21 protein-coding genes are annotated in these 22625 nt (G+C 37.6%); 3 read left to right on the top strand and 18 right to left on the bottom strand.

Translation table 11 applies throughout. The features are described from left to right. Positions 1-27: 27 nt before the first annotated feature. The 6 genes from nrfA to AT683_RS09010 all read right to left on the bottom strand — a co-directional run bounded on the left by nrfA (position 28) and on the right by AT683_RS09010 (position 9523). Positions 28-1554: an ammonia-forming nitrite reductase cytochrome c552 subunit gene (gene nrfA, locus AT683_RS09035; RefSeq protein WP_038441381.1), complete on the bottom strand. Its 1527-nt coding sequence runs from the start codon at positions 1552-1554 to the stop codon at positions 28-30. A gap of 251 nt (positions 1555-1805) precedes the next feature. Further along, positions 1806-5717, bottom strand: coding sequence for an ATP-dependent RNA helicase HrpA (gene hrpA / locus AT683_RS09030; RefSeq protein WP_042593756.1), 3912 nt, complete (start codon positions 5715-5717; stop codon positions 1806-1808). Next, a complete protein-coding gene (locus AT683_RS09025) occupies positions 5714-6088 on the bottom strand; it encodes a DUF423 domain-containing protein (protein ID WP_005647722.1) in 375 nt (124 codons plus the stop codon). The genes hrpA and AT683_RS09025 overlap by 4 nt, the downstream gene beginning before the upstream one ends. Next, on the bottom strand, positions 6089-6541 hold the full coding sequence (locus tag AT683_RS09020; RefSeq protein WP_005665908.1) for a DUF441 domain-containing protein: 453 nt from the start codon (positions 6539-6541) through the stop codon (positions 6089-6091). Between the two features lie 265 nt (positions 6542-6806). After that, a complete protein-coding gene (gene cydB, locus AT683_RS09015; RefSeq protein WP_014550938.1) occupies positions 6807-7943 on the bottom strand; it encodes a cytochrome d ubiquinol oxidase subunit II in 1137 nt (378 codons plus the stop codon). A gap of 14 nt (positions 7944-7957) precedes the next feature. Then, positions 7958-9523 carry a cytochrome ubiquinol oxidase subunit I gene (locus tag AT683_RS09010; protein ID WP_005665906.1) on the bottom strand — a complete coding sequence of 522 codons (1566 nt, stop codon included), beginning with the start codon at positions 9521-9523 and terminating at the stop codon, positions 7958-7960. A gap of 651 nt (positions 9524-10174) precedes the next feature. Here AT683_RS09010 and pyrG point away from each other — a divergent pair. Further along, positions 10175-11812 carry a glutamine hydrolyzing CTP synthase gene (pyrG, locus tag AT683_RS09000; protein WP_005662817.1) on the top strand — a complete coding sequence of 546 codons (1638 nt, stop codon included), beginning with the start codon at positions 10175-10177 and terminating at the stop codon, positions 11810-11812. 91 nt (positions 11813-11903) lie between these two features. Here pyrG and pnuC read toward each other — a convergent pair whose 3' ends face one another. From pnuC to sodA, 12 genes are all read right to left on the bottom strand, one after another. Beyond that, the gene (gene pnuC / locus AT683_RS08995; protein WP_005662815.1) at positions 11904-12584 is read right to left on the bottom strand and encodes a nicotinamide riboside transporter PnuC; all 681 of its coding nucleotides are present in this window, start codon (positions 12582-12584) and stop codon (positions 11904-11906) included. A 175-nt stretch (positions 12585-12759) separates the two neighbouring features. Further along, positions 12760-13527, bottom strand: a complete 768-nt coding sequence (locus AT683_RS08990; RefSeq protein ID WP_032826723.1) for an amino acid ABC transporter ATP-binding protein — start codon at positions 13525-13527, stop codon at positions 12760-12762. A 9-nt stretch (positions 13528-13536) separates the two neighbouring features. Next, complete coding sequence (locus AT683_RS08985) at positions 13537-14253, bottom strand: amino acid ABC transporter permease (protein ID WP_005633396.1); 717 nt, start codon at positions 14251-14253, stop codon at positions 13537-13539. Continuing rightward, positions 14237-15010, bottom strand: a complete 774-nt coding sequence (locus tag AT683_RS08980) for an amino acid ABC transporter substrate-binding protein (protein WP_005651725.1) — start codon at positions 15008-15010, stop codon at positions 14237-14239. The genes AT683_RS08985 and AT683_RS08980 overlap by 17 nt, the downstream gene beginning before the upstream one ends. A gap of 300 nt (positions 15011-15310) precedes the next feature. Further along, entirely contained in the window at positions 15311-16585 is a 1275-nt protein-coding gene (murA, locus tag AT683_RS08975) for a UDP-N-acetylglucosamine 1-carboxyvinyltransferase (protein WP_014550937.1), read from the bottom strand. 10 nt (positions 16586-16595) lie between these two features. Next, a complete protein-coding gene (locus AT683_RS08970) occupies positions 16596-16853 on the bottom strand; it encodes a BolA family protein (protein ID WP_005647705.1) in 258 nt (85 codons plus the stop codon). Between the two features lie 20 nt (positions 16854-16873). Next, positions 16874-17191, bottom strand: coding sequence for an STAS domain-containing protein (locus AT683_RS08965; RefSeq protein ID WP_005651726.1), 318 nt, complete (start codon positions 17189-17191; stop codon positions 16874-16876). 10 nt (positions 17192-17201) lie between these two features. Beyond that, positions 17202-17846, bottom strand: coding sequence for a phospholipid-binding protein MlaC (gene mlaC / locus AT683_RS08960; RefSeq protein ID WP_011272379.1), 645 nt, complete (start codon positions 17844-17846; stop codon positions 17202-17204). 32 nt (positions 17847-17878) lie between these two features. After that, positions 17879-18379, bottom strand: a complete 501-nt coding sequence (gene mlaD, locus AT683_RS08955; protein ID WP_005647699.1) for an outer membrane lipid asymmetry maintenance protein MlaD — start codon at positions 18377-18379, stop codon at positions 17879-17881. A 9-nt stretch (positions 18380-18388) separates the two neighbouring features. Continuing rightward, positions 18389-19174 carry a lipid asymmetry maintenance ABC transporter permease subunit MlaE gene (gene mlaE, locus AT683_RS08950; RefSeq protein WP_011272380.1) on the bottom strand — a complete coding sequence of 262 codons (786 nt, stop codon included), beginning with the start codon at positions 19172-19174 and terminating at the stop codon, positions 18389-18391. Further along, complete coding sequence (gene mlaF, locus AT683_RS08945; protein ID WP_005651729.1) at positions 19171-19965, bottom strand: phospholipid ABC transporter ATP-binding protein MlaF; 795 nt, start codon at positions 19963-19965, stop codon at positions 19171-19173. The genes mlaE and mlaF overlap by 4 nt, the downstream gene beginning before the upstream one ends. Positions 19966-20370: 405 nt before the next feature. Then, on the bottom strand, positions 20371-21018 hold the full coding sequence (gene sodA, locus AT683_RS08940; protein WP_011272381.1) for a superoxide dismutase [Mn]: 648 nt from the start codon (positions 21016-21018) through the stop codon (positions 20371-20373). 248 nt (positions 21019-21266) lie between these two features. Here sodA and ccmA point away from each other — a divergent pair, with 248 nt between their 5' ends. Both ccmA and ccmB read left to right on the top strand, forming a co-directional pair. After that, positions 21267-21905 carry a cytochrome c biogenesis heme-transporting ATPase CcmA gene (gene ccmA / locus AT683_RS08935; protein ID WP_005656085.1) on the top strand — a complete coding sequence of 213 codons (639 nt, stop codon included), beginning with the start codon at positions 21267-21269 and terminating at the stop codon, positions 21903-21905. A gap of 4 nt (positions 21906-21909) precedes the next feature. Further along, on the top strand, positions 21910-22575 hold the full coding sequence (gene ccmB, locus AT683_RS08930; RefSeq protein WP_005651732.1) for a heme exporter protein CcmB: 666 nt from the start codon (positions 21910-21912) through the stop codon (positions 22573-22575). The last annotated feature ends 50 nt before the right edge of the window (positions 22576-22625 follow it).

Here is a 22625-nt window from a genome sequence, read left to right as displayed (position 1 = left end):
CAGTTAAAAGTGCGGTAGATTTTTCATTTATTTTTGTGTTGGTGGATCAACTAATAAGCCTTTTTCTCTAGCTTGTTGCTCCCATTGCGGTACCACAGTTTTTAAGAATTCTTCTTTCGCTTTACGTTCTTTTTCAATATCAATACCCATTACTTTCCACGCTTTATCAGCTGTTGAAATATCTGGGATTTGAACTGGAGTTTTCACACCGTGTTTAGTTAAGATTACAGCAAGTTTAGTGCGCGCGTCTGCTACTTTATCTAAGCCAGAAGCTAATACACGAAGTACTACTTCAGGCGCATGCATATGACCACCATGGCTTGCAGCAGTGTAATCCCAACGCCATTGAGCATGACGAATATCCATTAATGCTGCTTCCATTTCTTCTTTAGTTGCACCTGCGTCCCAAGCCGCTTTTGCTTCAAAGTGAGCTTTAACAACTTGGTCTTCTAAACGACCCATTACATCTTTCACTTCTTTTTTACGTGAAGTAACAATATCGCGTAATTTTTCTTTGCTTTGATCGTGACAATTTGCACAAGTGTGGTCAAATGCATCGAATGGATTTTGGATTTGGTGGTCAGTATAAACTTTACCGTCTGCGCCTTGTACTTTTGGCATATGGCAATCTACACAAGTTACCCCATTTTTACCGTGCATACCTAAAGACCAAATTTCAAAGTCAGGGTGTTGTGCTTTTAACATTGGTGCTTTAGAAAGTGAGTGAGTCCAGTCAGTGAAACCAATATCATCATAATATTTTTCAATATCATCTACGGTTTGACCATTATCCCAAGGGAAAGTTACTTGCTTGATGTCCCCTGCAAAATAGTATTCAACGTGGCAGTTTGCGCAAATTTCTGCACGTTTTTCAGTACGCGCTGCCGTGTTGAAGCTTAAATTGTTGTGTGGGCGACCTTCTGCTTTATCTTTTTCAGCAGTGGCTTTTTCTAAAGCATCAAGGGCGCGTAATACGTGTGGACGAGCAATACGTAATGCAGGTTTGCCTTCTGCAAAATCTTTAGAGGTTGTGTCGTGACAGTCAGCACAGCCAATTGAGTTCACGATTTCAGGCCCTCCCTTTGCCCATTTCGCATTGAAATAATCTTTCTCACCCCATTCCGCGATTAAACGTGGAACATCAGGACCTTTACATGTCCAACATGCCATAGCTTGAGGGCCATCATTTGCAGTTTTTGGCGCACCTGTACGTAAAATATTACGCACATCTGTTACCGCATAAAAGTGACCGCGTGGTGCGTTATATTCTTTTGCAAATGCATAACCACCCCAAAGTACGATTAGGCGCGGATTTTCTTCATCAGCATAAATAATGTTTTCGCCATCGCCGTTTGCTGTAGAACGCCAGCTGTTATATTGATTTGGATATTTTTCTGCAAATTTTTCATTTACAGATTCAATTTTCAAATCAGGTTTTGCGGGTTCAACAGGTTGTTCTAATGGCTTATATACAAGCTCAGCAGTAGCTGAGTTAAATAAGCTTAAACTCGCGAAAGACGCTGCCACAATAAGGCTTTTTTTGAATGCGTTCACGATAATTACTCCATTTGTTGTAATAAAAAGGTTAAGTAGAAAGTTGAGAATTATTATTAATATCCATACAAAACGTAGATATATTTTCATTCAAGCGTAAGATACCAAAAGAAAAAAGTTTTTCTACTCGCAGAATGCTAAAGTTTGAGCTTGATCAAGCTTATCTTTTAAAATACTCAAAAAGAGGTATATTGTTGTTTTAAATAAATTAAGGCGGTATAAAACCGCCTTAATTTTGAGTATTATTATCATTAGTATTGACTAATAATATTTGCTATTCTTTTATCTGATATTTGATATTTCGTCCCCAACTGCTGGGCAAACAAACTCACACGCAATTCCTCGATCATATATCGAATCTCCGCCACCTCATCCGAAATCGGTTTAGATTTTGGCAGTTTAGCGAGCAATTGTTGGTAAGCCTGTTGCACTTGTTCCACGCGTAGCATCGCGGCACGATCACGGTTTACATCTTGAGCCAACTTATCAATACGTTTATCAATGGCTTGCAGATAACGTTGTAAATCTGGTAGGCGATCATAACCGCTCTTTTGCACAAAACCTTGATACACCAAACTTGCAAGTTGCGATTTGATGTCGGATAATGCAAATGCCATCGTGAAATCCATTTTGCCTTTAAGGCGTTGGTTAAGTTGGTAAGTGAGAGTAAGAATCTGCTCCACTTTCTGCGCAATATCCACGGTCACTTCGTTAAGATTTTCTCGAACGAAATCACGCAATTTTTCAAAGCCTGCTTCATCCCACACAAAACCGCCAAAATCGGCAATTAGCTTATCTACGGCACAAGCAATACAGTCATCGATCAAATCCAATACGCGACCGAACGGAGTAAAATACAGACCCAATTTAGCCTTATTCGGCAATTTTTCATGAAGATATTTAATTGGTGATGGCACATTGAGCAATAACAAACGACGTAAACCTTGTTGCATCGCCACCGATTGCTCAAACTCTGTTTCAAACAGTTTGATACCCACCGCATCTTTTTCATCTACAATAGCTGGGAACGCTTTGACGCTGAAACCACGTTGTTTTTGTTCATAACATTGTGGTAAATCTGCAAAGCTCCAAATATGCAGCCTGCTTTGCTCAATGCCATCATCTGCCACAGCAGAAATACTTTCCTGCACACGATCTTTTAAGTTGAATTTCAGCTCATCCAAATTCATGGATTCTGCGATTTTCTTACCGTTTTCATCCACCACACGGAACGTCATTTTCAGATGGCTTGGAATTTGTTCCCAATTCCAATGTTCCGCTTCTACGGTGACGCCAGTCATACGACGCAATTCATAAATCAGCGTATCTAATAATGGCTTTTCCAACGGCACCGCACGACTTAAAAAAGCTTGAGCATAATTAGGTGCAGGCACGAAGTTACGGCGATAAGATTTCGGCAGAGATTTAATCAGCGCAATCACCAATTCTTCACGCAAGCCTGGAATCTGCCAGTCAAAGCCTGTCATTTCCACTTGGTTGAGCAATGGCAATGGAATATGTACTGTCACGCCGTCCGCATCGGTACCTGGTTCAAATTGATAAGTCAATTTGAGTTTTAAATTACCTTGATGCCAGAAATTCGGGAAATCCAGCTTGCTCACTTGTTCCGCATCATCATTGATCAAAAATGAACGTTCAAAATTAAGCAATTCAGGATCTTTTTGCTGTGCCTTTTTCCACCAGGTATCAAAATGTTTTTGAGAGACAACTTCTGTGCCAATACGCTGATCGTAAAATTCAAACAATGTGCGATCATCCACCAAAATATCGCGGCGGCGGCTTTTGTGTTCCAATTCTTCTACTTCTTGAACGAGCCTTTGATTTTCTTTGAAGAATTTATGCTTGGTATTCCAACCCCCTTCCACCAAGGCAGATTGAATAAAAATCTCACGGCTTACCGTTGGATCAATAGCTCCGTAATTCACTGGTCTCGCAGCCACAATCGGCACACCGTAAAGCGTGACTTTCTCATCTGCAATCACAGCGCCACGGGATTTCGACCAACGCGGTTCTGAATAGGATTTTTTAATGAGATGCTCGGCAAGTGGCTCAATCCATTCTGGCTCGATTTCTGCCACCATGCGCCCCCAAAGTTTGGAGGTTTCCACTAACTCTGCCGCCATCACCCATTTCGGTTGTTTTTTGAAAAGCACAGAATTGGGGAAAATTGCAAAATGGGCATTACGTGCGCCAAGATATTGTTGTTTCTCCGCTTCTTTTAAACCGATATGAGAAAGCAAACCGCTTAAAAGTGCGGTATGAATTTGCTGATATTCTGCTTTTTCGGAATTAATCGGTAAGCCCATTTCACGCACGGTTAAACGAATTTGATGATAAATATCCTGCCATTCACGAATGCGTAAATAATTTAAGAAATCCTTTTGGCACTGACGACGGAATTGGTTTTTACTCAATGCTTTTTGTTGTTCTTGTAGATAATACCAAAGATTGAGGAAAGCCAAGAAATCTGATTTTTTATCGGCAAAACGACGATGTTTTTCATCAGAAGCTTGCTGTTTTTCTTGTGGTCGTTCGCGCGGATCTTGAATGGATAACGCAGAGACGATGATCATCATTTCATAAACGCAGCCAAAATTGACCGCACTTAGGATCATTTTGGCAAGGCGCGGATCGACTGGAAGTTGAGCGAGTTGGCGACCAACTCTAGTTAATAGGCGTTTTTCACCCGCTTTGGTGCGAACCATTTCAAACGCGCCCAATTCTTCCAACAGTTTTATCCCATCTTGAATATGGCGTTTATCTGGCGCATCAACAAATGGGAACGCTTCAATATCATCCAAACCCAATGCCGTCATTTGCAAAATAACGGAGGCTAAATTGGTGCGTAGAATTTCAGGATCGGTAAACTCTGGACGAGAATTAAAATCCTCTTCCGAATATAAACGAATACAAATCCCTTCACTTACACGACCACATCGACCTTTACGCTGATTTGCAGATGCCTGTGAAATAGGTTCAATCGGTAAACGTTGTACTTTGGTGCGATAGCTATAACGGGAAATGCGCGCAGTACCTGGGTCAATCACATATTTAATGCCCGGCACGGTCAATGAGGTTTCTGCGACGTTGGTCGCTAATACAATGCGATTTAAGCCACTTGGATGGAAAATTTTATTTTGTTCTTGCGCAGACAAGCGTGCAAAGAGCGGTAGAATTTCCGTGTGTTTTAGATTTTGCTTTTGCAAGGCTTCGGCAGTATCACGAATTTCACGCTCTCCATTCATAAAGATCAAGATATCGCCTCGACTTTCTGCTTGCAATTCATCCACCGCATTAAGAATACCTTGTAGCTGATCTTGATCGTCTTCCTCCACTACGGGACGATAACGCACTTCAACAGGATAGGTTCTGCCTGAGACTTCAATGATCGGTGCATTATTAAAATGTTTAGAAAAGCGTTCCACATCAATGGTTGCAGAAGTGATAATAAGTTTTAAATCACGACGACGTGGCAACAACTGTTTCAGATAACCGAGAATAAAATCGTTATTTAGGCTACGTTCGTGGGCTTCATCGATAATCAAACAAGAATATTGATTGAGAAAACGATCGTTTTGAATTTCTGCTAGCAGAATCCCGTCAGTCATCAATTTGATTTGGGTGTTATCGCTGATTTGATCGTTAAAACGAACCTTATAACCAACTAAACCGCCAAGCTCCGTTTCCAGTTCTTCCGCAATACGCGCCGCCACCGAACGAGCAGCAATACGGCGTGGTTGAGTATGACCAATCATGCCTAAATTGCCGAAACCTAATTCCAAACACATTTTCGGCAATTGGGTGGTTTTACCTGAACCAGTTTCCCCTGCCACCACGATGACCTGATGTTCAGAAATCAGTTTTTGAATTTCGACTTTGCGTTGGCTAACGGGCAAACTCTCTGGAAAAACAATCGGATTTTGTACCGCACTTTTCCGTTGTTCTACACGTAATCTAGCTTGTTCAATTTGCTGTTGGATTTCAGCGGCAACGGCTTGTTGAGCCTCTTGGCTTTTAATTTTTCCAATACCATGAATGCGGGCGGATAAGCGACGTTGATCCACCCGCATGATGTCATTTAATTGAGAAAAAAGAGATTGTTGTAAGGGAGTTAATGTGTGTTTTACCGAGCTGTTTTTCATAGCGATTTACTTTTGAAACTTCCGTAAGCTAAGCTAATCCATCCGATTAAAAATAAAGTGCCGCCAATAGGCGTAATCCATACAATTACATTGCTTGCTTCGAAAGCAAGTGCGTATAAACTTCCACTAAATAATAAGATTCCAATTAACCAAGAAGACATAGATAATCGGGCGAATTTATTGTCACGTAAAGCAGATAATGCAACGGCAAGTACTGCAATGGTATGGAACATTTGATATTCTAACCCCGTATCAATCCATGATAATGCTTTGGCTTCTAATATATGGCTTAGGCCATGAGCTGCAAATGCGCCTAGTGCGACACAGAAGAATCCGCTTAAAGTGGCAATAGTAAGGTATTTGTTTTTCATTTAAATTTTCCCTAAAAGTAAAGCTAATATACCTGCAGCAATAAGTGGGCCAACGGGAATTCCACCTAAAAATGCTACACCAATAATTGTGCCGATAAGCAAGCCAGTGACTAAAATCGGTTGTTCGCCCATTAAAGGCACACCTTTACCTGCAAGCCATGCCACAAGCACTCCAACTGCAATAGAAAGAGCCATTTTCCAACTAAGAAAACCTGATAAATCAGGCAACTGAATTTTTCCTGAAACTAAGGGGCTTAAAACCCCAATGGTTAAAATAATGATACCAATTTTAACGCCATATTTTTCGAGCAAAGGAATATGAGAAGATAAAAAAGTTTGCTGCATGATAAGTAATACGGCAGCAGAAATGGTAATTGCGCTGTTGTTGCTTAATACGCCAAGAATAAGAAGTATCACTAGTAATAGAGCAATGGTATTGAGTTGTAATGTCATAAAGTGCGGTTAAAAAAATGGAAATTTTGGTAAATATTCTAGCATAGAAATTCGTAAAATTATTTTCCATTGTTGTTGAGAAAAAGATAAATGAGAAAAGTTAAAAAGGGTTCATTATGAACCCTTTTATTTAGTCGGTAAAATTCTTAAATCATTTATTCTTCAAATTTACCTTTTTTTTCTTTATTGATGGTGCATTTTGCACTAGCCCAAATTGCAAACAATACACCCACTACCCAAATCGCATATAACATTCTATTTCTCCTTAGTATAATGAGTGTTTATTTTTATCAATGAAATTAGCATCTAAACGACCAAACATTTTTGAGTAAGACCAAATAGTATAAGCTAAAGCAATGACCACAAAAACAACTGCAAAAATCAGCATTAATGTTAATGTTAATTCACTTGAAGTCGAATCCCACATTAATAAACTTTGTTCAGGATGTGAACTTGAAGGCATCACAAATGGGAACATTGATACTGCTGCAGTAATAATCACACCAGCCATTGTTAATGCAGAGAAGAAAAATGCAAAACCACAACGATTCGCTTTAGAAAATGCAGCATTTAATAATGCAGCAACTACAGCTAAAGCAGGGAAAATCCAAAGAATTGGCATTTCATTGAAATTTCTAAACCACGCGCCAGTTTCTACAGCAACTTCTTTATTCATTGGAGACGATGGAGCGAAATGATCGATAGTGCTAGTAACTACATAACCATCTTTAGAATATAACCATACGCCAGCTAATACGAATGTAATTAAAGTCACAATAGAACCAATTTGACTTACTGAACGAGCACGATCACGTAAGACTTCAGTGGTTTTCATTTGTAACCAGTTTGCGCCGTGAGTGACAAGCATTGATAAGCTAATAACACCACATAATAATGCGAATGGATTTAATAGCTCAAAAAATGAACCTGTATAAGTCACTTGAGTTAATTCGTTAAAATGGAATGGAACGCCTTGTAATAAATTACCAAAAGCCACGCCAAATACTAATGCTGGTACAAAACCACCTGCGAATAATCCCCAGTCCCAAACAGAACGCCAAGTTGGATTATCAATTTTTGCACGATATTCAAAACCCAATGGACGTAAGAATAACGCTGCCAAGACTAATACTAATGCAATGTAAAAACCTGAGAAAGATACTGCATATACAATTGGCCAAGCTGCAAATATTGCACCACCTGCAGTTAATAACCAAACTTGGTTACCATCCCAATGGGGAGCAATAGTGTTGATCATAATACGGCGTTCCACTTCTTTTTTACCTGTTACAGGTAAAAGTGCGGTCACGCCCATATCAAATCCATCAGTTACAGAGAAGCCAATCAATAATACAATAACTAACACCCACCAAATAAAACGTAGAAATTCATAATCAATCATAATTTATCTCCTACTTATTTAGCTGATTGTTCAAAGTAGTATTTGCCGGTTTTTAACGCACTTGGACCCAAACGCGCATATTTAAACATCAAATACATCTCAACAATAATGAACGCAAGATAAAGCGCACAAATTAAACCAATAGAGAACCATAAATCGCCTGTACTTAAATTAGAAGCGGATACGCCAACAGGTAAGATCTCGTAAATAGCCCAAGGCTGACGACCATATTCTGCTAAGAACCAACCGCACTCAATGGCAATCCAAGGTAATGGCAATCCCCATAAAAGAACTTTTAACAATAATGGAATTTGAGTGACTTTATTACGTAAATTTTGAACAAATGCGCCGAATGTAAGTAAAGCAATTAAACCACCAGCTGCAATCATTGCACGAAATGCCCAAAAATTAGGGCCTACATTTGGAATAGTATCACGAGCGGCTTGTTTAATTTGTTCTTCTGTTGCATCAACAACATTGTTTGTATAGCGTTTTAATAATAAACCGAAACCAAGATCTTTTTTAACTTCATTAAATTGTGCTTTGGTTTCTTCATTTACTTGACCATTTGCTTTTTTCTCAGCGCGTAGTTGAGTAAATAATTCATAAGCACGGATACCACTACGTACACGAGTTTCATTTAATGCTTGAAGATCTTTTAGACCTATAATTTCTTTATCAATTGAACGAGTTGCTATTACACCGCCAAGATAAGGAATTTCAATCGCAAAATCATTTTTCATTTCAGCCGTATTTGGAATTGCTACTGGAAGGAATGGAGCAGGTGCTGCGTGAGTTTCAAATTCAGCTTCCATTGCGGCTAATTTTACTGGTTGTGCTTTACCAATATCATAACCAGATTCATCACCAAGAATTAGCACTGAAATAGAGGCGATAAATCCAAAAGTAGCAGCTACGGAGAAAGAACGTTTTGCAAATTCAAAATCACGACCTTTTAGTAAAAAGTATGAGCTAATGGCTAAAACAAAAAATGCGCCTGTCACATAACCTGCAGAAAGAGTATGTAAGAATTTACTTTGTGCAACAGGGTTTAACCAAAGATCTAAGAAGTTAGTCATTTCCATACGTACAGTTTCAAAATTAAATTCTGAACCTGTTGGTGCTTGCATCCAGCCATTTGCAACCAAAATCCACATAGCAGATAAATTAGAACCGAAAGCCACACAATAAGTTGCTAATAAGTGTTTTCCTTTTGATAAACGATCCCAACCGAAGAAAAATAACCCCACAAAAGTGGATTCTAAGAAGAAGGCAAGTAACGCTTCAATAGCAAGTGGCGCACCAAAAATATCCCCTACGTAATGAGAATAATAAGACCAGTTAGTACCAAATTGGAATTCCATAATAATACCGGTGGTCACCCCAAGGGCAAAGTTAATACCAAATAACTTTCCCCAAAATTTTGTCATATCTTTATAAACTTCTTTACCTGTCGCCACATAAATAGTTTCCATAATTACAAGAATAAAGGATAAACCTAATGTTAGCGGCACGAAAATGAAGTGATACAACGCAGTTAAAGCAAACTGCAAGCGAGAAAGATCAACAACGTCTAACATTCTCAACTCCTTTGTATAAACAACATTAGTTCCAACAATGATTAACAAGGCGATGCCTTAAATAATCCCTAATTACTCAACTCCAATCAGCTAAGTTTAAATTGACTTATCTACATAATTATTTTTAAAGGTTAAAAAAACACCAGTTATTATAGAGATAATCCAAATTGGCGGCTATTCTACTACTAAACATAAGGATAAAAAATAGTAAAAGATGCTATATAGATCACATTTTTGATATAAATACAAAAATAGGGCTTATTTGTTATATTTCATTTAATTGACTTAGATCAAATTGAAATTTTTGCAATAATTTTTGTTTTAAAGATGATTAATTTCATTGTGTAAGAGCATATTTTAATATTTGTCTCAACCAACACATCTCTTGATGTTTTTAACTGCTTGAATAAGTATGTAGTGGCATTTAATACTTAATTTATCATTCAACATTTGTAATGTAATTGTTGATCCTTTCCAAGGATAAAAAGGATTAAGACAAAACTAGCATTGAGTTCATTGCACAAATCAGGTAAACTACCGTCCCGTCTTTGATAGCTAATTATCTTCGATTTTTGACCGCACTTTTGGTTGATTTTGTCTGTAGGATGATTAGCTATAATCATTTATATCCCAATACAGATTAGGTTCCCTATGGCTACAAATTATATTTTCGTCACTGGCGGTGTGGTTTCATCGTTAGGTAAAGGCATTGCGGCAGCATCATTGGCGGCAATTTTAGAAGCACGTGGTTTAAACGTAACCATTATGAAGTTAGATCCATATATTAATGTGGATCCTGGTACGATGAGCCCAACCCAACACGGGGAAGTTTTCGTTACTCAAGATGGCGCAGAAACAGATTTAGATTTAGGTCATTATGAGCGTTTCATCCGCACGAAAATGACCAAACGTAATAACTTCACTACAGGTAAAATTTATTCTGAAGTATTACGTAAAGAGCGTCGTGGCGATTATCTTGGTGCAACAATTCAAGTGATTCCACATATCACTAATGAAATTAAAGATCGCGTCATTGCTGGTGCTCAAGGTCACGACGTTGTGATTGTTGAAGTGGGCGGCACTGTTGGGGATATTGAATCACTTCCATTCTTAGAAGCATTACGTCAATTAGCCGTTCAAGTTGGTCGTGAACATACGTTATTTATGCATTTAACCTTGGTGCCTTACATTCCAACGGCGGGCGAAGTAAAAACTAAACCAACCCAACATTCGGTAAAAGAATTGCTTTCTATTGGTATTCAACCTGATGTGTTGATTTGCCGTTCAGATCGTATGATTCCACCAAATGAACGCGCAAAAATTGCTTTATTTTGTAATGTTGCAGAACGAGCAGTCATTTCATTAAAAGATGTGAATTCAATTTATCAAATCCCCGCATTGTTAAAATCTCAAGGTTTAGATGATTTCGTCTGTGATCGTTTCCGTTTAACTTGCCCTGAAGCAGATCTTACTGAATGGGAGCAAGTGCTTTACAAGCAAGCCAATCCAGTGGGAGAAGTAACCATCGGTATGGTAGGTAAATACACTGAGTTACCCGATGCCTATAAATCAGTAAATGAAGCCTTAAAACACGCAGGTTTAACGAACCGTTTAAGTGTAAACATTAAATATATTGATTCCCAAGATGTTGAAACCAAAGGTGTTGAAGTATTAAAGGGCGTTGATGGCATTCTTGTTCCAGGGGGATTTGGTTATCGTGGTGTAGAGGGTAAAATTCGTACCGCACAATATGCACGAGAAAACAAAATTCCTTACTTGGGTATTTGCTTAGGTATGCAGATAGCGTTGATTGAATATGCACGTAATGTAGCGGGTTTAACTAAAGCCAATTCATCTGAATTTGATAAAGATTGTGAACAACCTGTGGTGGCATTAATCACAGAATGGCAAGATGCGGAGGGTAATACTGAAGTGCGTACCGATGAATCAGATCTTGGCGGAACAATGCGTTTAGGTGCACAACAATGTCATTTGGTATCAGGTAGCCGTGCTCGCGAGCTTTATGGCAAAGAAACCATTGAAGAGCGTCATCGTCATCGCTATGAAGTGAACAATACCTTGCTTCCACAAATTGAAAAAGCAGGATTGAAAGTAACTGGATTATCTGCAGATAAAAAATTGGTAGAAATTATCGAAGTGCCAAATCATCCTTGGTTTGTCGCTTGCCAATTCCATCCAGAATTTACTTCTACGCCTCGTGATGGTCATCCGTTGTTTGCAGGCTTTGTAAAAGCAGCCTATGAAAATCACAAAAAATCTGTGAAGTAATTCTTGGTTCTGCAATAAGTGCGGTAAAAAAATCCCCGTTAAATTTATCATTTAACGGGGATTTTTTATAAACTATTTACTGTTTTTATATTTAGTTAGTACGCTTAACTAATTTCGTCCAGTTATAATAACCATACAATGAGTTAAGTAAGTAGGCTGAATACATTAAGTATATTGCAGGTGTCTCTGCCCAAAGGAAAATAGAAAGAATATTTAATCCAATCCATAACAACCATTGTTCACGATAACGCAAAATCATTAAAATCTGTGCCGCAACCGTAATAATTGTAGTTAGACCATCTAAACCTGTTGAACTACCACCAGCAGCTTGTAATGCTTGAACAAAAAGCAAAGTACCAACCGTAGTCATAACAATTAATGTTATCCATCCTTTAACAGTTAACGCTTTGGCAATCACGCTTTCTCCACCATCGCTATTTTGCATATTGGCTTTCCACATAAAGTAACCAATAAATTGAGAGGGCAAATATACGTAAAGTACGGTGTTCATTTCGCCTAAGAAATTCGATCCCCAAGCAACATAAAAATAAGTATAGGCAAAAATCAATCCAAAGAAATAATTACTAATTTTACCTTTACTTACCAATACCACACACAAAATACCCGAAATACCAGAAATCATTGCTAACCAAGAATCAGGTGTTTGTACATAAGCCCAAATTTGCGCAATGATAAAAAGCACAAGCCAAACCACCTCAAAAGGTTTCCAACCAGAAACAAATTCTTGTTTTAAACGTGCTGCCAAAGTCATTATTTACTCCTATTGACTTAAATTTTAACGTGAGCATTCTTGCATAGTGAATTGGTAATGTAAAGGTGTAGAAGCATTTAATTCTAAAGTTGTGAAATCCATCACGTTTTAATTAAAGCCTACATTATCCATTATTGAGTTTGTTTCAAAAAACGCTCTAAAAATTGACCGCACTTTAAATATAATAATCAAGCTCAAGTGGTATTTTTGCTTGTAACAAGAACTGTTTAGTGCGCTCGTGTTGTGGGCAAGTGAAGAATTTATCTGCTGTATTTTGTTCTACAATATATCCATCCGCCATTAAAATCACACGATCCGCGACATCTTGCGCAAACTGCATTTCGTGAGTAACAATAATCATTGTCCAGCCTTCTTGGGCGAGCATTTTTAGTGTTTGTAACACTTCGCCCACCAATTCAGGATCTAATGCCGATGTAGGTTCATCTAATAAAATAATATCAGGTTTTACCGCAAGGGCTCGAGCAATCCCCACTCGCTGTTGCTGACCGCCAGAAAGTTGGGATGGAAATAAATCCGCTTTATTTTTAAGCCCTACTTTTTCTAGCAAACTAAGTGCTTTTTCACGAGCTTGAGCTTTATCTTGTTTTTGCACAACAACCATTCCCTCCATAACATTTTCAAGGGCAGAACGATGAGGGAATAAATTGTATTGCTGAAAGACCATTGATGAACGTCGGCGTAACTTCAATTCATCTGCTTTACTAATTTTCTGGCTAAAATCAATTTTTAGACTGCCATCAGTAAATTCCAAAATGCCTTGCTCTGGTCGTTCAAGCAAGTTTAAACAACGTAAAAAGGTGGTTTTTCCAGAACCAGAAGGGCCTAAAATTGCGACCACTTCACCTTTATTAATTTCAAAATCAATGCCTTTTAACACATGATTGCCATTAAAGTTTTTCTGAATATTACTTACTTTTAACATAGACATTCCTTATAAATGGCGAGATAAGCGAATTTCAAGACGATCTTGTAAGAAAGATAAAACAAAACAGAAAATCCAATAAATCAAAGCTGCCTCACTATAAATTAAAATAAATTCATAGTTTGCTGCCGTAATATTCTGTGCGACACGGAATAATTCTGTCACTAAAACAAGAGAAGCCAATGAAGTGTCTTTCACTGTACTAATAAAAGTATTAGAAAGCGATGGTACTGAAATACGTAAAGCCTGTGGCATAATTGTACGAATAAATGCTTGTCGATAATTCATACCTATCGCATAAGAGGCTTCCCACTGCCCTTTAGGTATAGCAATAATTGAAGCACGAACAGTTTCTGCTGCATAAGCACCTATATTAATAGAAAATGCAATAATCGCTGTCGGAAAAGGCTCTAAAGTAATACCGACTTCAGGTAACCCATAAAAAATAATAAAAATTTGTACTAACATCGGTGTACCTCTAATTATAGAGATATACACTCGACATAAAGCCTGTAACAATTTTAAGGGTAAATTAGGGCTAGGCAAAGTACGAATAACTGCAACAATCACTGCAATAAGCAAACCACAGAAGAAGGAAATGACTGCCAATGGCAATGTGTATAAAATTGCTGCTTCCAACATAGGCCAAAACGAGCTGATTACATAATCAGCTCGTTCTGCACTCATAAATGGAAGACTCGCCAACCAATTATTGAGTAATATCATAACCAAACCATTCAATTGAAATCTGTTTTAATGTACCATCTTGGCGAAGTGCTTCAAGTACTTGATTAAATTTTGTAATCAATGCATCTTCACCTTGTAAAAAAGCAAAGGCAGTCGGAGTTTTATCCCCACGATCATAAGCAATTTTTAAACCAGAATTTGGGTGTTTTTTAAAATAATCTAATACAGCCAATTTATCATTAATTGTTGCTTCTGCACGGCCTTGTTTAATAAGCTCTAAGCTCTGTGCTAAACCATCCACTACAAGAATCTGCGCACCTGCAGCTTTTGCATCTTTACCCCAGTTACTTGTTGCAGATTGCGCAGATTTACGACCTTTCAAATCTTCAAATGATTTAATACTGTTATCCGATGATTTTGTTACAATCACCCCACCAGAATAATTATAAGGCGTTGTGAAACTGTATTTTTTTAAACGCTCTGGGCTTGGGTTAGTTTGGTTTGCAATCACATCAAAACGTTTTGCATTTAACCCCGCATACATTGCATCCCATTGTGTTTCTTTAAATTCCACTTTCAAACCGAGCTTTTCAGCAACTTTACGAATAACCTCTACATCAAAGCCTGTTAATTTTCCACTTTTATCATGGAAAGTAAATGGTGCATAAGTCCCTTCTGTTCCAACTAATAAAGTTTTCGTTTTTTCAACACGATCGGCAATTTCGCCTGCGTGAGAAAACGTTGAGAAAGCAATAGCTCCAGTTAAAAGTGCGGTCGTAAAAAGTAATTTTTTCATTTTTTCTTCCTTGTGTTGTGTTTGTCTAAGCGTGATTATAAAAACCAAACTTATGAAAAAAAAAGATTATTTATTTATGGTTTATAAATTTTAGTTATAAAAAATTGATATAAGTGATTACTATCAAAATAAGAAAATAATCTACCGCACTTTCTTGTAGAAAAATACGTTTCTAAACAATGCAATCAATCTACTCTTATAAAATTTCAGTAAAAAAATGCCTTTCTAAAGAAAGGCATTAATAGAAATTTAAGATTATAAATAAACTTGTAATTTATTATAGAAAAGTCGCGTACCTAATTACGCTTCATCACTTCTAGAAAAACGTTCAATTTTCGCACCTAGAGCACGTAATTTATCTTCGATATGTTCATAACCACGATCGATATGATAAATACGATCTACAATGGTTTCACCCGTTGCGATACAACCTGCAAGCACTAAACTGATTGAAGCGCGTAAATCTGTCGCTATTACCTCTGTGCCAGACAATTGTTCAACCCCGTGACATACCGCTGTATTCCCTTCAATTTCAGCTTTACCACCCATACGAATTAATTCAGGAATATGCATAAAACGATTTTCAAAAATCGTTTCAGTGATAATGCTTGTACCTTCTGCCACCATATTTAATAAAGTAAATTGAGCCTGCATATCAGTTGGGAACCCTGGATGTGGTGCAGTACGAATATTCACTGCTTTAGGGCGATTACCAAGCATATCTAAAGTAATGCTATTTTCAGTTACATCAACTTGCGCACCAGCTTCACGGAGTTTATCAATTACGGCATCTAAAGTATCCGCTTTAGTATTTTGACAAACAACACGACCGCCCGAAATTGCTGCAGCAATTAAGAATGTACCCGTTTCAATGCGATCTGGCACAATACTGTGCTCACAACCAGTTAAACGTTCAACACCTTCAATCGTAATGTGATCAGAACCTGCACCTGTTATTTTCGCACCCATTTTATTAAGGAAATCTGCAGTATCTACAATTTCAGGTTCACGAGCGGCGTTTTCAATAACAGTCGTACCTTTCGCAAGGGTTGCTGCCATCATAATAGATAAAGTTGCGCCTACACTTACTTTTTCTATTACAATTCGAGTTCCAACAAGACGATCTGATACTTGTGCTTTTACATATCCTTCTTCAAGAACGATGTCCGCACCTAATTTTTCTAAACCGCTAATGTGGAGATCAACAGGTCTAGCTCCGATAGAACAACCTCCAGGTAATGAGACTTGAGCTTGATGGAAACGAGCGACTAAAGGTGCCAATGCCCAAATTGAAGCACGCATAGTTTTAACCAATTCATAAGGTGCAGTGAAATGATTGATATTAGAGGCATCTAATAAAACTGCACCAGTTTCATCACGATTTGCAATTACGCCTAATTGACGCAAAATATTTAAAGTTGTTTCAATATCTTTAAGTTCGGGAACATTTGTCAATTTAACAGGTTCTGTAGCTAAAATAGCCGCAAAAAGAATTGGAAGTGCGGCGTTTTTTGCGCCTGAAATATTCACACTTCCACTTAAACGAGATTGCCCATAAACACGAAATTTATCCATTTTTAAATCCTTAATTAAACTGGTTTAATGCACGATCGCGTTTCCATTTTTCTACGGTATAAGTTTTGATGGTTAGAGCGTGAATTTCACCAGTGCTAAAATAAGGCATTAAAGGGGCATAAATCGTTTGTTGTTGTTTTACACGAGATAGTGCAGCAATTTCATCACTCACTACAATTACACCAAAATGTGCATTTTCACCTTGTGCATAGACTTCTACGATATTTAGCGTGTCTTTTAAAATTTGTTCAATTTTTTGAAGTTCCATTGGATTTCCGTTTAAGTAAGCTATGTAAAATTTGCGATCCAATCAGATAAACCAACAAGATCTGCTAGGGTTAATAATTGTTTTGGTGGATAAACTAATCGTACTGTTTTGTTAATCTTTTGACACTCTCGTAAAAAATCACAAAGAGCTGTAAAACCAGCTGAATCAATATGCTGAAGACCAGATAAATTCCATTCAACAATAGTTTTATCAAGTGTACTTTCTGACAAAAAAACGCCACGTTGCTGCCACATTGGTAACAAGGTGCTGCGAGATAGTTCCCCAAACAAAAAGAGCGTTATTTTATCATTATTTTTTTGCAAATCCCAATTTAGCATAGTTATTCATTTATTGATTGAAAATTATAGGTTGTGAGGCAGATTGCTGCATCTTTGTGATTAATGTATCAATACCTTGTTTGTTTAAAATACCAACCCAATTTTTTATCGTATCTTCCAGCATACTTACGCCTGCTGCTGCCATATCGTAGGCTTTCCATTCCCCACTTTTATTGCCTTTACGCCATTTAAAATCTAATAGGATCGGAGCAACGCCATTAGTTTGAATAATACTTACGCGAATATTTACAAAATTGTTATCGCCTAATTCTTTTTCTGATTCAATTTGAATTTTTTGATTAGAATAATTTGTTAATGTTTGTGCGTACTTTTGCTCAATCAACTCACCAAAAGTCTTGAAAAATTTTTCTCGTTGTTCTGTAGAGGTTGATTTGTAGTATGAACCTAATACTTTAGAACCTGCATATTCTAAGTTTACGTAAGGCAATAAATCATTACGAACAATAGTACGTAAATAATTTGGATCTTGTTTAATTTTACTTTGATTAGCTTGTATATCAGAAAATAGTTTATCTGACGCTTGCTGCATTAAAACATAAGGACTTGTTTCTGCAATAGCTGTTCGTGTAACCAAAAGTGCGGTTAATACGAAAGTTAAAATAGTAAACCATTTTTTTAGTTGAGTAAGGTACATTGTCAATCTCCTAATTTATAAAATTTAACCTATTATTCTGCGGATTCTGATTTTTCATTGCCGTCTGATTTTTTACTTCCGTATAAGAATTGCCCAATTAAATCTTCCAATACTATAGCTGATGTAGTGTCTTGAATTTGACTACCATTTTTAAGCATTGCTGTATCTCCATCATCAAAACCTATTGTCAAGGCAATATATTGCTCACCTAATAAACCTGATGTTTTAATTGATAAAGAACTGTTTTCTGGGATTTCATTATATTCTTGATTAATCGCAATACTTACTTTTGGTAAATAGCTTTTTTCATCAAGCGTAATAGCACTCACACGCCCAATTACTACGCCTCCAATTTTTAGTGGTGCGCGCACTTTAAGTCCGCCAATATTATTAAAAATTGCCGTCACGGTATAAGATTTCGTCTCAGCAAAACCTTGTACATTAGCTACGCGTAAACCTAAAAAAACTAAGGCACCAATACCAAGTAATAAAAATAACCCGACCCAAAATTCATATTTAATTGTTTGTCTCATAAAAAATCCTTAACTTGCGCCAAACATAATAGCAGTCAAAATAAAATCTAATCCTAGAACAACAAGTGAAGCGTGCACAACTGTTCGTGTTGTAGCTTGGCTGATACCTTCTGATGTTGGCATACAATCATAACCATTAAAAAGTGCAATCCAAGTTACGGCTACAGCAAAGAAAACCGCTTTAATAAAGCCATTTAAAATATCATAGCTCCAACTCACGGAATTTTGCATAACAGACCAAAAGCTGCCTGAATCAACACCTTTCCAATCCACACCTACTAAGGAACTGCCCCAAATACCAATCGCGATAAACAAGATTGACAAAATTGGCATGGAAATAACCCCTGCCCAAAAACGAGGTGCAATCACTCGACGTAAAGGATCAACAGCCATCATTTCAAGACTAGAAAGTTGTTCAGTGGCTTTCATTAAGCCTATTTCAGCCGTCAATGCAGAACCTGCTCGACCAGCAAATAAAAGTGCGGTAACAACAGGCCCTAATTCTCGCAAAAGAGAAAGTGCCACCAACTGACCTAAACTTGTTTCAGCAGAAAAATCAACTAATACGACATAACCTTGTAGTCCTAATACCATTCCAATAAATAAACCGGACAACAAAATAATGAGTAACGATTGGACACCTAAAACATGCATTTGCTTCACAAGCAAAGGAAAATGCTTACGAATTTGTGGCTTGCCGATCAATGCACCAAATAACATAAAGCCTGCTCGCCCCAATGCACGGAAAAAGTCGATCACCTGTTTTCCTAAAGCAGAAATAAAATTGACGATCATTCAAACAATTCCTTCATATAATCTTGCGCTGGGTACTTAAAGCGCACAGGACCATCAGATTCACCTTTTAAGAATTGCACCACGCGCGGATCTTGGCTTTGTAAAAGCTGCTCAGATGTTCCTTCTGCGATGACTTTTTGGTCTGCAATAATATAGGCATAATCTGCAATACTCAATACTTCCTCCACATCGTGTGACACTACGATAGAAGTCAAATTTAACGCTTCATTTAATCGTTTAATCAGGCTTAAAATTACGCCCATACTAATCGGATCTTGCCCCGTAAATGGCTCATCAAACATAATTAAATCAGGGTCAAGCGCAATAGCGCGCGCTAATGCAGCTCGACGAGCCATACCACCGGAAAGTTCTGAAGGCATCAATGCGGCAGCACCTCGCAACCCAACCGCCTCCAATTTCATCAACACGATTTGACGAATTAAACTTTCAGGCAAATGCGTATGTTCACGAATTGGAAAGGCGACATTATCAAAAGTAGAAATATCCGTAAAAAGCGCACCTGATTGGAATAACATCCCCATCCGCTTGCGTACTTCGTACAGTTCACGATTAGATAGACGACAAATATCTTGTCCATCAAACAAAATTTCACCTTGCTCTGGCATTAGTTGCCCACCTATCAATTTAAGTAAGGTGGTTTTACCAATCCCCGACGGCCCCATGATCGCAGTGATTTTTCCCTTTTTTACTTGCAAATTCAGGTTATCGTAAATCACGCGATCACCGCGTTTAAAGGTGAGATTCTTAACTTCAATTAGATTTTGATTCATTAAAATCTCGTTTATAAATAAAAAGTTCAATCAGTTTTATATGACCTTAAAAAGTTAGATTCGTTTAATTTAAAGATTAAGTTTTGTTATTTATAGCAACACATTTTTTTGGCTTAACTTTAATGTGGTCATAAAAATAGTTATAAAAAATAGTGATAAATTCTATTTTTAATAACTTAAAATTTTGCCATAGTAACATTCTTTTTGACCTCACTAAAGAAGCTTTACATTTCTTCATTATTTATTGAATTTTAATAATACTTTGTTTATGGAAAATAAACATTGATAAATGCCTATAAATAATAAGCCTGTAAAAGATACAGATTTGATAAAAAAGATTGCAAAAGAAAAGTTATAGAGAGGAAAGCAGAAAAACCTAACTTTTGCTAGGTTTTCCTATGTTTATTATTTTGCACAGTTACAGTGTGCTGTTTTTTGTTCAAAACGTTCTGCAACGAAATCCCAGTTTACCACATTCCAGAATTCTTTAATGTAGTCTGGACGGCGGTTTTGGAATTTTAAGTAGTAAGCGTGTTCCCAAACGTCTAAACCTAAAAGTGGGAAACCCTCACAACCTGCCACTTCTTTACCCATTAATGGGTTATCTTGGTTTGCTGTTGATACAACGGCTAATTTACCTTCAGCGGTTAATACTAACCATGCCCAACCTGAACCGAAACGAGTTGCTGCTGCTTTTTCAAACTCTGCTTTAAATGCATCTACAGAACCGAAATCGCGTTCAATCGCATCTTTTAATGCGCCTTGTAAAGTAGTGCCTTTTTTCAAACTTTTCCAAAATAAACTGTGGTTTGTGTGGCCTCCAGCATTATTACGTAATGCTCCACGTTTTTCTGCAGGAATTTTATCAAGGTTAGAAATTAAATGACCCGGATACATTTCTACTAATTCAGCAGGTAAACCTTCTAATGCAGCATTTGCATTGTTTACGTAAGCTTGGTGGTGTTTACTATGATGGATTTCCATTGTTTGCGCATCAAAATGTGGTTCTAACGCATTGTAGGCATAGCCTAATTCAGGGAGAGTGTAAGACATAATGTATTCCTTCTATTGTTAAAAACAGATTTCGTTGAGGTTTTGGTCTATAACCAAAATTGAGCAAATAATAGCAAAAAAATTGATTTAGATCATTAAATGTTTTTCCTTTTTTAAAAAGTGAATTTATTAAATTTTGTTTTAAATCAATAAACCTATCGATCTACTTCTAAAGAGTTATGTGTTTGAGTTGCGAAAATTTCATCAAATATTAGAATACCACCACTTTCTATTTTCCCTCTGTAATTATGTTTGAGCAACACAAGTTATCTCTGCAAAATTTATCCTGCCAACGTGGTGAGCGCGTACTTTTTCGTGCTTTGACTTGCGATTTTAATAGCGGTGATTTTGTACAAATTGAAGGGCATAACGGCATAGGTAAAACGAGCTTGTTACGTATTCTTGCTGGTTTAGCCCAACCTTTAGAAGGCGAAGTGCGGTGGGATGCTGAAGCAATTTCTAAACAACGTGAACAGTATCATCAGAATTTGCTTTATTTAGGACATCTTTTAGGCGTTAAACCAGAGCTAACGGCGTGGGAAAATTTGCAGTTTTATCAACGAATTAGTCAAGCTGAACAAAACACCGATATGTTGTGGGATTTGCTTGAGAAAGTGGGATTATTAGGGCGTGAAGATTTGCCTGCCGCACAACTTTCTGCAGGACAACAAAAACGTATCGCGTTAGGTCGCTTATGGCTGTCTCAAGCGCCCTTATGGATTTTAGATGAGCCCTTTACTGCGATTGATAAAAAAGGCGTGGAAATTCTAACCGCACTTTTTGATGAGCATGCTCAACGTGGAGGTATTGTGTTATTGACCAGCCACCAAGAAGTGCCAAGTTCTCATCTGCAAAAATTGAATTTAGCGGCTTATAAAGCGGAATAACTTAATGATTTTTTTAGAGATAATTAAACGAGAACTTCAAATTGCAATGCGCAAAAATGCGGAGATTTTAAATCCGCTATGGTTCTTTTTGCTTGTGATTACTTTGTTTCCGCTTGTTATTGGGCCAGAGCCTAAATTACTTTCCCGTATCGCACCGGGTATCGCATGGGTAGCTGCATTACTTTCAGCATTGCTTTCTTTTGAACGTTTATTCCGTGATGATTTTATTGATGGCTCTCTTGAACAATTAATGCTAACCGCACAGCCTTTGCCAATGACAGCTTTGGCTAAAGTCGTTGCACATTGGTTGCTCACTGGTTTGCCGCTTATTTTGCTATCACCTATTGCCGCTTTGTTGCTTTCTCTTGAGGTCAATATTTGGTGGGCATTGGTTTTGACATTGTTACTGGGCACTCCTGTATTGAGCTGTATCGGTGCTATTGGCGTGGCTTTAACGGTGGGATTGCGAAAAGGTGGCGTGTTGTTGAGTTTGCTTGTTGTTCCGTTGTTTATTCCTGTTTTAATTTTTGCTTCATCAATACTAGAAGCAGCAGGATTAAATGTGCCTTATGGGGGACAACTGGCGATTTTAGGTGCCATGATGGTTGGTGCAGTAACGCTTTCGCCTTTTGCCATTGCTGCAGCGTTGCGAATTAGTTTAGATAATTAATTTTATTTCATTGTATAAAAGTGCGGTGGTTTTTCTCTTTAATTTTTAAG

Origin of the sequence: Haemophilus influenzae (genome assembly GCF_001457655.1) — a bacterium.
Classification (GTDB): domain Bacteria; phylum Pseudomonadota; class Gammaproteobacteria; order Enterobacterales; family Pasteurellaceae; genus Haemophilus; species Haemophilus influenzae.
This window is presented reverse-complemented; position numbering and strand designations above follow the sequence as displayed.